This window comes from Zavarzinia sp. CC-PAN008, assembly GCF_051903925.1.
Lineage (GTDB): Bacteria > Pseudomonadota > Alphaproteobacteria > Zavarziniales > Zavarziniaceae.
The window spans coordinates 1,957,172-1,970,247 of the sequence record NZ_CP173678.1; the positions used below are offsets into that span (position 1 = coordinate 1,957,172).

Here is a 13,076-nt window from a genome sequence, read left to right on the forward strand (position 1 = left end):
TGCGTCGCTCGCGCCTGCCCCGTCCGCCCCGCTCCCGGTGCCAGCCTCCGGCAGCGCCGCCGAGCCGTTCCTGGGTGTTGCGCGTTCGCTGTCGGGCCGTGCCTGGCGCCGCCGCGCGCCGGAGGGACCCATGGCCCTGGCGATCGCCCAGGCCCATGGCGTGGCCGAGCCGCTGGCCCGCATCCTGGCGGGCCGCGGCGTCACGCTCGAGGACGTGCCCGGCTTCCTGAAGCCGACGCTGCGCGAGCACCTGCCCGATCCCTCGATCTTCCGCGACATGGATGCCCTGGCCGATCGACTGGCCTATGCCGTGCGGGCGGGTGAGCCCGTCGCCGTGTTCGGCGACTACGACGTCGACGGCGCCACCTCGGCGGCGCTGCTGATCCGCTTCCTGCGCAGCGTCGGCCACGATGCCCGCCTCTATGTCCCGGATCGCCTGGCCGAAGGCTACGGCCCCAATGCAGCCGCCCTGCGCCGCCTGGCGGGTGAGGGCGTGCGGCTGGTCGTCACCGTCGACTGCGGCACCCTGGCCCATGCCGCGTTGCAGGCGGGTCGTGAGGCCGGTCTCGACCTGCTGGTGGTCGATCACCACCAGGCCGCCCCCGACCTTCCGCCGGCCCTCGTGGTCAATCCCAACCGGCTGGACGAAGGCGGTCGTGGCCGCGAACTGGCGGCGGTGGGCGTGGCTTTCCTGGTGGCGATCGCCTGCAACCGCGCGCTGCGCCGGGCTGGCTGGTACGCCATGGGCCGGGCCGAGCCGGACCTGATGCGCCTGCTGGATTTGGTGGCGCTGGGCACCGTCGCCGATGTCGTGCCGCTGGTCGGCCTCAACCGGGCGCTGGTGGCGCAGGGCCTGAAGGTCATTGCGACGCGCAGCAATGCCGGCATCGACGCACTGCTCCAGGTCGCCCGCGTGGAGGGCGCGGCCTCCGGCTATACGCTGGGCTATGTGCTGGGGCCCCGGGTCAATGCCGGGGGGCGCGTCGGCCGCGCCGACCTTGGCGCGCGCCTGCTGTTGACCGAGGACAGGGTGGAGGCGGCAGCTCTGGCCCTGGAACTCGACCGGCTCAACCGCGAACGCCAGGCGATCGAGCAGCAGGTGGAGCAGGCGGCACTGGCCCAGCTCCTGGCGGCCCATGGCGACGCCCCGCCGCCGGTGATCGTCGCCGCGGGGCAGGGCTGGCATCCGGGCGTGGTCGGCATCGTGGCCGGCCGGCTCAAGGAACGCTTCGGTCGGCCCGCCTTCTGCCTCGGCCTTGACGGCGACCTGGCGCGCGGCTCCGGCCGCTCGCTTGCTGGCGTCGACCTGGGCGCTGCCGTGATCGCCGCGCGGGGGCTGGGTCTCGTGCAGGAAGGCGGCGGCCATGCGATGGCGGCTGGCGTGACCCTGGCGGCCGACCGGGTCGACGACTTTGGCGCGTTCCTGGGCGAGCGCCTGGCCCCCGCCCTGGCCCGCGCGGCCGACGAACGGGCCTTGGCCATCGATTCGGTGCTCAGCGCGCGTGGGGCGACGCTCGACTTCGCCGCCGACCTCGGCCGCGCCGGGCCGTGGGGCGCCGGTCATCCGGAGCCGCGCTTCGCCCTGCCCGCCCTGCGGCTGACGGCGGCCCTGCCGGTGGCCGAGAAGCACCTGCGCTGCCGCTTCGAGGGCGGCTGCGGCACCCGGCTGGAAGCAATGGCCTTCCGCAGCCGCGGCACGCCGCTGGGTGCCGCACTCGAGGGCGGCGTCGGGGCGGTGCTGCATGTGGTCGGCACGCTGCGCGTCGACACCTGGCGCGGGGCCGAGCGGCTCGCCATCTCGCTCGAGGACGCAGCCTTTGCAAGCGGTGTATAGGCCCATGGACCCGACCCATCCCACCCAGTACACGACGATGGCCCAGGTGCGGGCCGAGGTTGACCGCCTGGACAGCCTGATCGTGCCGCTGCTCGCGCGCCGCCAGGCCTGTATCGAGGCAGCGGCCCGCATCAAGCCATCCCGCGCGGTCGTCCGGGACGAGGCCCGCATCGCCGACGTGATCGCCAAGGTCCGCGCCGCGGCCCAGGCCAACGAGGCCGATCCCGCGCTGCTGGAGCGGATCTACCGCGCGATGATGGAGGCCTTCATCGCGCACGAGGAAGCGGCCTTCGATCAGCACCGCGCGGACTGAGCGGCGTTGCGGCGCAGCGCCAGGCGCTTGACCTTGGCGCTGCGCTCGTCTACCTCATGCCTCCGCGCCTGACCCCTTCGTCTAGAGGCCTAGGACGCCGCCCTTTCACGGCGGCAACACGGGTTCGAATCCCGTAGGGGTCGCCATCACCATCTCCGCTAGCGTCCACCGTGGACCGGATAGCCCAGGAAAACAGCCAAAATGCTGTTCCTGGTCCCCGCGGCCGTCCGCCGCTGACCGCCGCCATCCATCATTCGATGATGGGTGCGGCGTTGGGTTGATGGGTGGCGTGCGATGGCGAAGCAGGCAAAGGCGCTGACCGTCCGGCAGGTTCAGGCGCTCTCGATTCCCGGATTCTATGCCGATGGTGGCGGGCTCTATGTCCAGGTGACGAAGAGCGGCTCCAAAAGCTGGATCTATCGCTTCCAGCTTAACGGCCGGCGCCGCGACATGGGCCTTGGCTCCTGCTCGGTCTACAGCTTGGCAGAGGCCCGGGCGAAGGCGCAGAACGCTCGCCGCCTCGTCGCCGAGGGTCAGGACCCGATCGACGCAAGGCAGACGGTGGCCGCGGTTGAGGCAGCCCCGCCAAAGATGGTTCTGACGTTCCAGGCGGTCGCGGAGGCCTATGTTGAGGCCAAGACGCCGCAATGGAACAAGCGCACGGTCACCCACTGGGAGGCGTCACTCCGGCTCCACGTCTACCCATCATTCGGCACCGTACCCATCACCGAGGTGGGTACCGCGCATGTTCTTGAGGCGCTGAAGCCGATCTGGACGACGAAGACGGTGACCGCCCAGAAGGTGCGCCAGCGAATCGAGATGATCCTCGACGCCGCGAAGGTCGCCGGCAGCCGAGAGGGCGAGAACCCAGCCCGGTGGCGCGGCCACCTCTCCCACATGTTGGCAGCCCCCAACCGCATCACGACGGTCAAGCACTTCGCCGCCGTTCCCCATGCCGACATGCCGGCATTCTGGGTGCGGCTGAAGACCCAAGGCGGCATGGGTGCACTGGCCCTTCAACTCGCGATCTTGACGGCAACGCGAACCGCCGAGGTGCTTGGCGCCGTCTGGTCGGAGATCGACCTCGATGCCGGCACCTGGACCATTCCGGCCGAACGCCGGAAGGGCATCAAGAACCAGAAGCTTGAACTGCGCGTCCCCTTGAGCGAGCCAGCGGTCACCCTGCTCCGCAAGCTCAAGGCCGTCCAGCTCAACCAGTTCGTCTTCCCTGGTCAGCGTCCCAACAAGCCGCTGAGCAACATGACGATGGAAGCGGTCCTGCGTCGCATGGACGTCGCGGCAACCCCCCATGGCACAGCGCGGGCCACCTTCCGCACCTGGGCCGAAGAACAGACCAGCTTTGCGACAGGCGTAATGGAGGCAGCCTTGGACCATGCCCCGCGTGATGCGGTCATTGCCGCCTATCAGCGCGGCGATCTATTTGAAAAGCGGCGGCAACTCATGAACACTTGGAGCGCGTTCGTAGAGCGCGCTCGGTAAGTCCATTTAGACGTCAAGACTGCGCACTGAGATCGGCACCCAAGCACCCGAATCGCGCCAGTCACCAGCGTAGCCTATACCTCTGAGCTTGATGCTTAATTATCCTTCATCAAACCCGTCGACATGCGAAGGTCATGAGCGCCCTAGCCTCGTAAGTTGCGGCCGTGCTGAAGGACGATCCCTACTCTGGCAGCCTTTAATCTTTCGCGGCAAGAGCGGCCAACGGTTGAAGATTCCGGCTTGGGATGGCTCGGGCCTGTGCCTATTCGCCAAGCGGCGGCAGGCCGGCAAGTCTGTCTGGCCCCGATTGTGGCAGGCCGCCTGGTGCTGACGCTGGCGCTATTTGGCACTGCTCGTCGAGGGCATCGACTGGCGTCGGACCGTGGCCGCGGAACAGCCCGCTCGCGGTAGCCGTTGCGCTGGTTCAGGCGCTCGGGGCTGCAGGCACCGTATTCGGCCCCGGGCGGCGCTTCCGTCTCCAGCTCAATCAGGCGCTGGGCTGCAAAGCCGATCATCTCGCGCGGGAAAGGCGTGTCGGAGCCCTTTTCCAGCATCTCGCGAGGGCCGGATCCTGTCATCGGTCATCGTGGTCGATCCAACGTCCAAGGGTTCCAGGTCTGGCAACCCAACCTCACCGATCATCACCGCGATGACCACCGCAAAGCGACGGGAAAAGGTCTCTAACTGCGCTGAGATGAAATTGATTGTTCGTGTGCCACTCAGTAGGCAGGGCCTCGTTAGCAATTTGCCATCTTGTTTCGGAGAAGGGAGTTTGAAGCTCCATTCCAAAAGTCCCCGCGACAGCGGCCGTGTCAGCCCCCGACTAATGGCGCGCATACTGTTCAATGAAAAAACGTCGAAGCGCACTGCTGACCTGTCCGTCTGGCAAAAGCGCATCGATCCCTTTTTGATACCCCAGAGATGGCGACCTCCAGATCCGGAGCGAACAACGCCTTTTCTTTTAGATCAAGGCATATTGATTGTTTTTCAAGAGTAGCCGCAGTTTGCGCACCCTTTCCAATTGTTGCACAAGGTACTGAATATTATTCGCGTACGCTCTCACCGTTAATACCCAAAACAGCGCTGGGCGAAGAAGCAAAGCCGAGAAGCGCAAGGCCTGCCCAGTGCGTTAGTGGAAGCATTCCATTCGATGAGATTCAGCGGATTGTACAGTTACTTTCAGGGCATCTGCGTAAATTATCACATGTTGAAGTGGAAGTCTGAATTCTTAGGAAATCCATTCGGCTGCTTGCCTATCAAAACACCCCGGAATTCCTGAAACGATCAAGCGTGGTCGCCGACATCTCGCCAACATGCACGCTAGTAGGAGCCGAGAATCCAGTCCGCCCGAAATCGAGACCAAGTCTGCAGTATCCGCGACCACCTCCACAAGCGCTTCAATGGCTCTATCGTAGGTTGCTGAGGCGCAAGAGGCAGCTACAGGAGTAACAGTTTCAGACGTTCCCGACTCGTGATCGACTCGAATCAAGGTACCCACTGGAACCCTTCGAATTTGGGAATGAAGGGTCCGGCTGCCCATGGTTTGGCCAATGATGAGATAGTCAGCGACGGCTGAGAAATCCCAGGTCCATCCATTTCCCGAAGCTGCAGCAATCTCCGCCAGTGCGTGTCATACTATTGGCGTGAGGCCGATGCGCGCATACATGTATATTGGGCGCAGATAGCTTGAGCTCACGAAAATCGTCGTCCGCACGCGCTCTCTCAAAATCAGTGCGAACGCCCCCCCCTTTGTGTGAGCGAGCTTTGCGCAGGCACCCTGCTTGAGAGCCAGAAGCAATATCGGCTTGCGCGAGCATCGCTTGCGCCGGTTCGACATCCTTGAGCAGGAAGCTGCGGGCGCAGGGGATGCAGTAGTGCTGTTTCGACCTGTCTTCATGGATCGTCAGCCGGCTGGCTCCCCCGACGCCGCTTCCAATGTGCTGGCGATCGCGTGCCGCTCGTGCGCCGCCACCGCTTCACGGGATAGGCAGCCTCTGCGCGCCGGATGGTCGAAGCCGGCAGGCCGCACCGCTTCGCCAGGTCGAAGATGTCCCAGCCTAGGCGAAGGCGAGCGGCCTTGATGTCCTCGGCGCGCACCGGCAGTCCTAGTCTTCGAACGCCAGCGGGACGACATGCTGGGTGTAGAACTCCTCCTCGTTGATCTGCGCCTTGAGGCGCAGGGCCTGCCGATCGACTTCCACGGCTGACAGGCCGGTGAGATCGACGCGGTGCACCACCCGATCGTCTGACGTGACCCCCTTGATCTCCGCCAGGTGAAGCTAGAGTCCGGCCCAACGAGGGGACGGACGGATGAAGAAGTCACGGTTCACGGAAGAGCAGATCATTGCGGTCCTGCGGGAGCAGGAGGCCGGTGTGGCGACGGCGGAGGTCTGCCGGCGACATGGGGTCAGCTCGGCGACATTCAACAAGTGGAAGGCCAAGTTCGGCGGGCTGGACGTGTCCGAGGCGCGCCGGCTGAAGGGCCTCGAGGACGAGAACGCCAGGCTGAAGCGGATGCTGGCGGACGCCATGCTGGACAACGCCGCGCTGAAGGACCTGCTGGGAAAAAAGTGGTGAGGCCCGCCGCTCGCCGGGATGCCGTGGCGCACCTGCGCCAGGCGTTCGCGATGAGCGAGCGACGGGCCTGCCAGGTGATCGGTGCCGACCGGGCCAGCGTCCGCTACCAGGCCAGCCGCCCGGACGATGGCGCCCTGCGCCAGCGGCTGAAGGATCTGGCCCAGGAACGACGACGGTTCGGCTATCGCCGCCTGCACGTCCTGCTGCGGCGGGAAGGCCATGCCGTCAACCGCAAGCGGGTCCAGCGCCTCTACGTCGAGGAGAAGCTGATGGTGCGCAGGCGCGGTGGCCGCAAGCGGGCCCTGGGCACCAGACGGCCGATCGAGCCGGCTTCGGCTCCGAACCAGCGCTGGAGCCTCGACTTCGTCTCCGACCAGCTGACCGACGGCCGGCGCTTCCGCATCCTCGTGGTCGTCGACGACTGCACACGGCAATGCCTGGCGCTGGTCGCCGACACCTCGATCTCGGGCCGACGCGTTGCCCGGGAACTCGATGCCCTGGTCCAGCGCCATGGCCGGCCACTGGCGATCGTCAGCGACAACGGGACCGAGCTGATCTCGAACGCCATCCTGGCCTGGGCCGATCGCGCCGGTGTTGCCTGGCACTACATCGCGCCGGAACCCTTCGACAGGCTCAGGGTAAGGGCCCCAGCAGAACGGCTTCGTGGAAAGCTTCAACGGGCGGCTACGGGACGAGTTGCTCAACGAGACCCTGTTCCACGCCCTGCCGCATGCGCGTGCCGTGCTCGAGGCCTGGCGCAGGGACTACAACGAGCAGCGGCCGCACTCCCGCCTGGGCTGGCTGACGCCACAGGCCTATGCCGCGGCCTTCACCTCAACCGCCGGCCGGGGCGCTGCGCTGCGCCAGGGCTCCGCGCCCCGGCCTCTTGAAACACCCACCAACAACGGATCAGATCAACGCGGGACTCTTGCTCCAACCGGATGAGAAACGGGGGTCACGTCAACCTGGCGCCCTTGCGATCGTCCGTTCGCGTCAGGCTTTGGCCCAGATTGCTGATCAAGTAGTTCGGTTGCCGGGCCTCCCAATGATTCGCAGTGCCGATGATGTGCCGCAGATCGTTGCGATGGTTGTGGCTGCGGTAGCGGAGGGTCGTCTGACCCTCGGAGACGCGGACGTCACAACTCGGTTGGTTTCCACTTGGATTACCGCAACGAGCGCGTCTCGTCTCCTCAGCGCGAAAGCGGCCAAAGCGCGATTGGGGCGGGCTCAACGGCTCGCAGCTCTTGAGGCGCGTGCCAAGTGCTGATGGCTGGGCTGAGGTAAAGTGCGATGTCACTTTGACACCTCCGCATCCTATTGACCTTCCGGGCCCTTTAGCTGACCAGTCACCCTGAAAACCCGATATGGGCGACCAAACGTGCATCGCCTTTTCGTTCTCTCGCTTGGGTCGTAGCTATAGTCTGATCCTTCGAATGAGTCGCGAAGCCTAGCGGCATCTCGAGGTGGGCAGAGGGGGTGCGAAATCATGAGCGAGAGCTTCTTTGAGAAGCCGATCCTGAATTCGCCCTATGCCTATCCAGGTCGGCATTGGGAACTGAATGCGGACGGGCAGCCGACCAACCGGATCGTCGAGAGCCGGCGCCGCTCGGACCTGATCACGCCGGTCCCGAAGCCGAAGAAGCAGAAGAAGGCCAAGGGCCAGACCCAGTTCGTCCTGGGGCACGCGGACGACCTTTCCACGGCGGAGCAGGAGTACAACCCGACCCCGATCATCAACGAGATCCGCACCTATATCGACGTCTGGCGCGCCCTGCCCAACCCGGACCAGTGGCTGGTGACGCCGGAGACGGCGCGCCTGCTCCAGCATTGGCGCAGCACCGCGTTCCAGGGCATCCGGCCCTTCTTCTGCCAGGTCGAGGCGGTCGAGACCGCAATTTGGCTGGCTGAAGTGGCACCCAAGCTCGGCGCGCGGGCGTCCAAGTTCCGGGCCCATATCGAGGGCGCCAATGCCCAGGCCAATCCCGATCTGTTCCGCATCGCGCTGAAACTGGCGACGGGTGCTGGCAAAACGACCGTCATGGCGATGCTCATTGCGTGGCAGGCGATCAATGCCGCTCGCCATCCGGGAGCCAAGGCCTTCTCCCGCGGCTTCCTGATCGTGGCGCCCGGCATCACGATCCGGGACCGCCTGCGTGTGCTGCTGCCCAACGATCCCGACAGCTACTACCGGTCTCGCGAGATCGCGCCGCCCGACATGCTCGACGCGATCGACCACGCCAAGATCGTCATCACGAACTATCACGCCTTCAAGCGGCGTGAGCGCATGGAGGTATCCAAAGGCAACCGTCAACTGGTCGAGGGTCGAACGGGACAGAAGCTCGACACGCTGGAGAACGAGGGCCAGATGCTGCAGCGGGTCATGCCCGACCTGATGGGCATGAAGAACATCGTGGTCCTGAATGACGAGGCCCATCACTGCTACCGCGAGCGTGTCGGCGACCGGGAGGAGGACGATGACGCCCTGAAGGGTGAGGCCAAGGACGAGGCCAAGGCCAACAACGAGGCCGCCCGCATGTGGATCTCCGGCCTGGAAACGGTGAAGCGCAAGCTGGGCGTCCAGGTCGTCTTTGACCTATCGGCCACGCCATTCTTCCTGCGCGGCTCCGGCTATCGCGAGGGGACCCTGTTCCCCTGGACCATGAGCGACTTCTCCCTGATGGATGCGATCGAATGCGGCATCGTCAAGCTGCCGCGCATCCCGATCGCCGACAACGTGTCCGGCGGCGACACGCCGAAGTTCAGGAACCTGTGGGAAGAAATCAAGAAGAGCGGTCAAAGCTTCCCTAAGAAGGGTCGCGCTTCCGGGCAGACTAATGATCCACGCAACCTCCCCCTCCTCGTCCAGTCGGCCTTGGACGCCCTCTACGGACACTACGCGAAGACTTTTGCGCTATGGCAGGAAGTGGGGATTGGTGTGCCTCCGGTCTTCATCGTCGTGTGCAACAACACGTCGACGTCGGAGCTTGTATACAAGTACATCTCTGGTTTCGAGCAGACCGACGAGAATGGTGCAACCAAGACGGTTCTGAGCAGGTTCGACCTTCTCCACAACTACGATGAGTTCGGGAACCGGCTGGCGCGACCGAATACGATCCTGATTGACTCAGCGCAACTGGAGTCTGGTGAGGCACTGGACAAGGATTTTCGCGAGCTTGCAGCGGACGAGATCGAGCGATTCCGCCGCGAGATGGTCGAGCGCACCGGCGACATCCAGGCCGGACAGAAGATCGACGAGGCGACCCTGCTCCGCGAGGTCATGAACACAGTCGGGCGCAAGGGCAAGCTAGGCGAACAGATCCGCTGCGTCGTGTCCGTGTCCATGCTGACGGAGGGGTGGGACGCCAATACCGTCACCCACATCCTGGGCGTGCGGGCGTTCGGGACGCAGCTGCTGTGCGAGCAGGTGGTCGGTCGCGGCCTGCGGCGGCAGTCCTATGTCGAGAATGCCGATGGCCTGTTCAATGTCGAGTATGCCGACATTCTGGGCATCCCCTTCGACTTCACGGCGAGTCCCGTCGTATCGAAGCCGCAGAAGCCGAGGGAGACAGTGCAGGTTCAGGCCGTCCGGCCTGATCGTGACCGCCTGGAAATTCGCTTTCCGAGAGTGACCGGATACCGCGTAGAGCTGCCGGCAATGAGGCTGGAGGCTGATTTCCGTGAGGACCATGCGCTGGACCTCAATCCCGACCTGGTCGGTCCGACCAATACTCGCAACCAGGGGATCATCGGCGAAGGGATCGACCTGAAGATATCGGACCTGGATCAGGTTCGTCGCAACAAGATTCTGTTTGAGCTGTCGGTTCACATCCTGCGGACAAAATACCGGGATGGCGATGGCGGTCCGCGCAACGACCTGTTCGGCCCGATTAAGCGGATCACCCGGCAATGGTTGGATGGCGGGTATCTCCGCTGCACGGGCGGCACGACGGAAGGGCAGGTTCTGTATCGGGCCATTGCCGATATGGCAGCCAACAAGATCGTCGCCGCGATCAATGAGAAGCTGATCAACGAGAGGCCTGTTAGGGCGATCCTCGACCCCTACAACCCCACAGGCTCCACGCGTTACGTCAACTTCACGACATCGAAGGAGACGCGGTGGGAGACAGCGCACGACAAGTGCCACGTGAACTGGGTCGTCTGCGACAGCGACTGGGAGGCGGAGTTCTGCCGCGTGGCCGAGGCGCATCCCCGCGTGCGCGCCTATGTGAAGAACCAGGGCCTGGGGTTCGAGGTGCCGTACCTGATGGGCTCAACCCAGCGGAAGTACCTGCCTGATTTCATCGTCCATGTCGACGACGGCCATGACGACCCCCTGAACCTGGTGGTCGAGATCAAGGGGTATCGGGGTGAGGACGCGAAGGAAAAGGCCAACACCATGCGAACCTATTGGGTGCCTGGCGTCAACAACCTGCAGAAGTTCGGCCGCTGGGCTTTCGCCGAGTTCACGGCCGTCTACGAGATCGAGGCGGCATTCGGAATGCTAATCGACGAACTCATCGCTGAGAGCCCCGCCACCCTGGTCACCGGATAACGCCATGTTCGACATAACGAAGAAGGACCTGAAGGAACTCCTGAAGCGGATTCACAAGGGCGAACTGCAGTTACCGGAGTTCCAGCGTAGCTATGTCTGGGCCGATCCTGATGTGCGTGCGCTGCTGGCCTCCGTCCTCAAGGGCTTTCCGGTCGGTGCCTTGCTGACCTTGCAGAATGGGGGGGATCTTCGGTTCAAGCATCGCGTTCTTGCCGGTGCGCCGGACACCAATGACCGGCCCGAGAACCTGCTGCTGGATGGGCAGCAGCGCATGACCTCTCTCTACCAGGCTTCCTTCGTCCAGAAGCCTGTCAAGACGCGAAGCGCCAAGGGCATCGATGTCGAGCGTCTCTACTACCTCGACATCAAGAAGGCTCTGGAGCTTGGAGACGACCTGGAAGACGCCATCAGGGGGATGCCGGCCGATCGCATCCAGTACAAGCCGTTTGGGCGGGAGATCGAGCTGGATCTGTCGACGCAGGAACAGGAGTTCCGCCACGACATGTTCCCGATCAATCAGATCTTCAATTCCTTTGGTTGGCTGTTCGCCTGGAAGGACTATTGGAAGGATCGCGGACGCAGCGTCGACGATCTGATTCAGCTTTTCCATCAGAAGATCGCCGAGCCGTTCCAGACCTATGAGATGCCGATCATCCAGCTGGACAAGAAGAACAGCCGCGAGGCGATCTGTCTGGTCTTCGAGAAGGTGAATGTTGGCGGCAAGAAGCTGGATGCGTTCGAACTGGTCACGGCGATCTATGCCGCCGATGAGTTCAACCTTCGCGAGGACTGGGACGGGGACGAGCCCAGGAAGCCGGGACGACACAAACGGATCGTCGGGCACCCCAACCGGCGCGACGTGCTGACCAAGGTCGCCAACACCGATTTCCTCGCAGCCTGCACCCTGCTTCACACCCGGGCAGAGCGACAGAAGGCGGTGGACGATGGCAGGACGGGGAAGGACATCCCAGCCATCAGCTGCAAGCGGGAGGCCCTGCTGGCCCTGCCGCTCGACGCGTACCGCGCCCATGCCGACGCGGTGCAGAAGGGGTTCGTTGCTGCCGGTGCCTTCCTGAACGAGCAGAAGATCATCTGGCACAAGGACGTCCCGTATCCGTCGCTGATCGTTGCCCTGGCCGCGGCGTCGGCGATCCTGGGCGGCAAGGCGGAGACTGCGGCCGCGAAGGAGAAGCTGGCACGCTGGTTCTGGTCGATCACACTGGGCGAGCTCTATGGCTCCAGCACCGAAACACGCCTGGCGATCGACGTGCCCGAGCTTGTCGACTGGATTGGCGGCACCGGTCGCGGCCCCCGATCCCTGGACGAGGCGCTGTTCCAGAAGGACCGGCTGCGCACCATGCGCACACGCCTGTCAGCAGCGTACAAGGGACTGCACGCCCTGATCATGCGGCAGGGCTGCCGTGACTTCATCACAGGCAGTCCGACCGACATCATGACCTTTGCCAATGACAAGATCGACATCCACCACGTCTTCCCGCAGGACTGGTGCAAGAAGCAGGGTATCTCGCCCGCCCTGTTCAATTCGATTGTGAACAAGACGCCGTTGTCGAAGCGGTCGAACATCATGATCGGTGGCGATGCACCTTCGGTCTACCTGAAGCGGATCGAACAGAAGCAGGGGCTGAGCGCGGAGACGCTGAACGACATCCTGCGGTCCCACCATATCGACCCGGTCCTGCTGCGCGCCGACGACTTCGACGGCTTCTTCAAGGCAAGGCTGGAGTGCCTGGCCGATGTGGTCGCGGGGGCGATGGGCAAGGCGGTCGTGCCGTCCGGCATCGCGGACGAGGTGGAATTCGACACAGTCACCCAGGAGGAGATCGAGGAGAACGACGACCTGGACGCGGAGGCGGCATGAGCAGCACGTCGCCATTCCGTCCGGCATTGCGCTTTGCCGAGGCACGGGCTGTCCTGAACCGCTGGTGCAACAGTCTGGATGGCAAGGATGCCTCCACCAACAAGGCGGTGAAGCGCCATGCCAACCCTGACGGACTGAACGATCTCTGGTGGCTGGAGAACGCCGGCACGACGCCCGACTGGCAGAACAACCGGACACGCGCCTACCTCGCTGCTTATGTCGAGCTGGGCGGCGGCGTGATCCCGATGAGCGGCATCCCGGTAGCGGAAGGGTTCATATGGCCGGATCGCGCCGTGATCCGCACGCTGTTGCTGAACCGCTGCATTGAACAGGGTGGGCGGGTTTTTGGATTGACCGAGCGGGGGCGTGCTCTCCTGGCCGAGGCGCATCGCGCGGCCGGGCGCGCCCCGGCCTGAAACGG

Annotated in this window: 8 protein-coding genes, 1 tRNA gene and 2 pseudogenes; 9 read left to right on the forward strand and 2 right to left on the reverse strand. The window is 64.4% G+C overall.

The window, feature by feature from the left end:
- Positions 1 to 130: 130 nt before the first annotated feature.
- From recJ to tnpB, 5 genes are all read left to right on the forward strand, one after another.
- Positions 131 to 1,834, forward strand: coding sequence for a single-stranded-DNA-specific exonuclease RecJ (gene recJ / locus ACI6GS_RS09135; protein WP_439817480.1), 1,704 nt, complete (start codon positions 131 to 133; stop codon positions 1,832 to 1,834).
- Between the two features lie 4 nt (positions 1,835 to 1,838).
- Positions 1,839 to 2,147, forward strand: coding sequence for a chorismate mutase (locus tag ACI6GS_RS09140; RefSeq protein WP_439817481.1), 309 nt, complete (start codon positions 1,839 to 1,841; stop codon positions 2,145 to 2,147).
- A gap of 70 nt (positions 2,148 to 2,217) precedes the next feature.
- Positions 2,218 to 2,293: transfer RNA gene (locus ACI6GS_RS09145), tRNA-Glu, on the forward strand.
- 148 nt (positions 2,294 to 2,441) lie between these two features.
- Positions 2,442 to 3,647 (forward strand): tyrosine-type recombinase/integrase, encoded by a 1,206-nt coding sequence (locus tag ACI6GS_RS09150; RefSeq protein WP_439817482.1) that lies wholly within the window; start codon positions 2,442 to 2,444, stop codon positions 3,645 to 3,647.
- A gap of 91 nt (positions 3,648 to 3,738) precedes the next feature.
- Positions 3,739 to 3,978: an IS66 family insertion sequence element accessory protein TnpB gene (gene tnpB, locus ACI6GS_RS09155; protein ID WP_439817949.1), complete on the forward strand. Its 240-nt coding sequence runs from the start codon at positions 3,739 to 3,741 to the stop codon at positions 3,976 to 3,978.
- Between the two features lie 67 nt (positions 3,979 to 4,045).
- Here tnpB and ACI6GS_RS09160 read toward each other — a convergent pair.
- A pseudogene (locus ACI6GS_RS09160) lies at positions 4,046 to 4,225 on the reverse strand (IS256 family transposase); the annotation flags it as partial.
- Between the two features lie 1,527 nt (positions 4,226 to 5,752).
- Positions 5,753 to 5,881, reverse strand: a complete 129-nt coding sequence (locus ACI6GS_RS09165; RefSeq protein WP_439817483.1) for a hypothetical protein — start codon at positions 5,879 to 5,881, stop codon at positions 5,753 to 5,755.
- Between the two features lie 76 nt (positions 5,882 to 5,957).
- On the opposite strand from ACI6GS_RS09165, the pseudogene ACI6GS_RS09170 reads away from it, so the two are divergent.
- From ACI6GS_RS09170 to ACI6GS_RS09185, 4 genes and pseudogenes are all read left to right on the forward strand, one after another.
- Positions 5,958 to 7,169: pseudogene (locus ACI6GS_RS09170) on the forward strand (IS3 family transposase).
- Positions 7,170 to 7,710: 541 nt separating this feature from the next.
- Complete coding sequence (locus ACI6GS_RS09175) at positions 7,711 to 10,776, forward strand: BPTD_3080 family restriction endonuclease (protein WP_439817484.1); 3,066 nt, start codon at positions 7,711 to 7,713, stop codon at positions 10,774 to 10,776.
- A gap of 4 nt (positions 10,777 to 10,780) precedes the next feature.
- Positions 10,781 to 12,655: a GmrSD restriction endonuclease domain-containing protein gene (locus ACI6GS_RS09180; RefSeq protein WP_439817485.1), complete on the forward strand. Its 1,875-nt coding sequence runs from the start codon at positions 10,781 to 10,783 to the stop codon at positions 12,653 to 12,655.
- Complete coding sequence (locus ACI6GS_RS09185) at positions 12,652 to 13,071, forward strand: hypothetical protein (RefSeq protein WP_439817486.1); 420 nt, start codon at positions 12,652 to 12,654, stop codon at positions 13,069 to 13,071. The genes ACI6GS_RS09180 and ACI6GS_RS09185 overlap by 4 nt, the downstream gene beginning before the upstream one ends.
- Positions 13,072 to 13,076 lie beyond the last annotated feature (5 nt).

Coding starts and splice junctions, on each gene's coding strand:
- recJ (WP_439817480.1), top strand. CDS start 131: ATGGCCCTGGCGATCGCCCAGGCCCATGGCGTGGCCGAGCCGCTGGCC.
- ACI6GS_RS09140 (WP_439817481.1), top strand. CDS start 1,839: ATGGACCCGACCCATCCCACCCAGTACACGACGATGGCCCAGGTGCGG.
- ACI6GS_RS09150 (WP_439817482.1), top strand. CDS start 2,442: ATGGCGAAGCAGGCAAAGGCGCTGACCGTCCGGCAGGTTCAGGCGCTC.
- tnpB (WP_439817949.1), top strand. CDS start 3,739: ATGCTTAATTATCCTTCATCAAACCCGTCGACATGCGAAGGTCATGAG.
- ACI6GS_RS09175 (WP_439817484.1), top strand. CDS start 7,711: ATGAGCGAGAGCTTCTTTGAGAAGCCGATCCTGAATTCGCCCTATGCC.
- ACI6GS_RS09180 (WP_439817485.1), top strand. CDS start 10,781: ATGTTCGACATAACGAAGAAGGACCTGAAGGAACTCCTGAAGCGGATT.
- ACI6GS_RS09185 (WP_439817486.1), top strand. CDS start 12,652: ATGAGCAGCACGTCGCCATTCCGTCCGGCATTGCGCTTTGCCGAGGCA.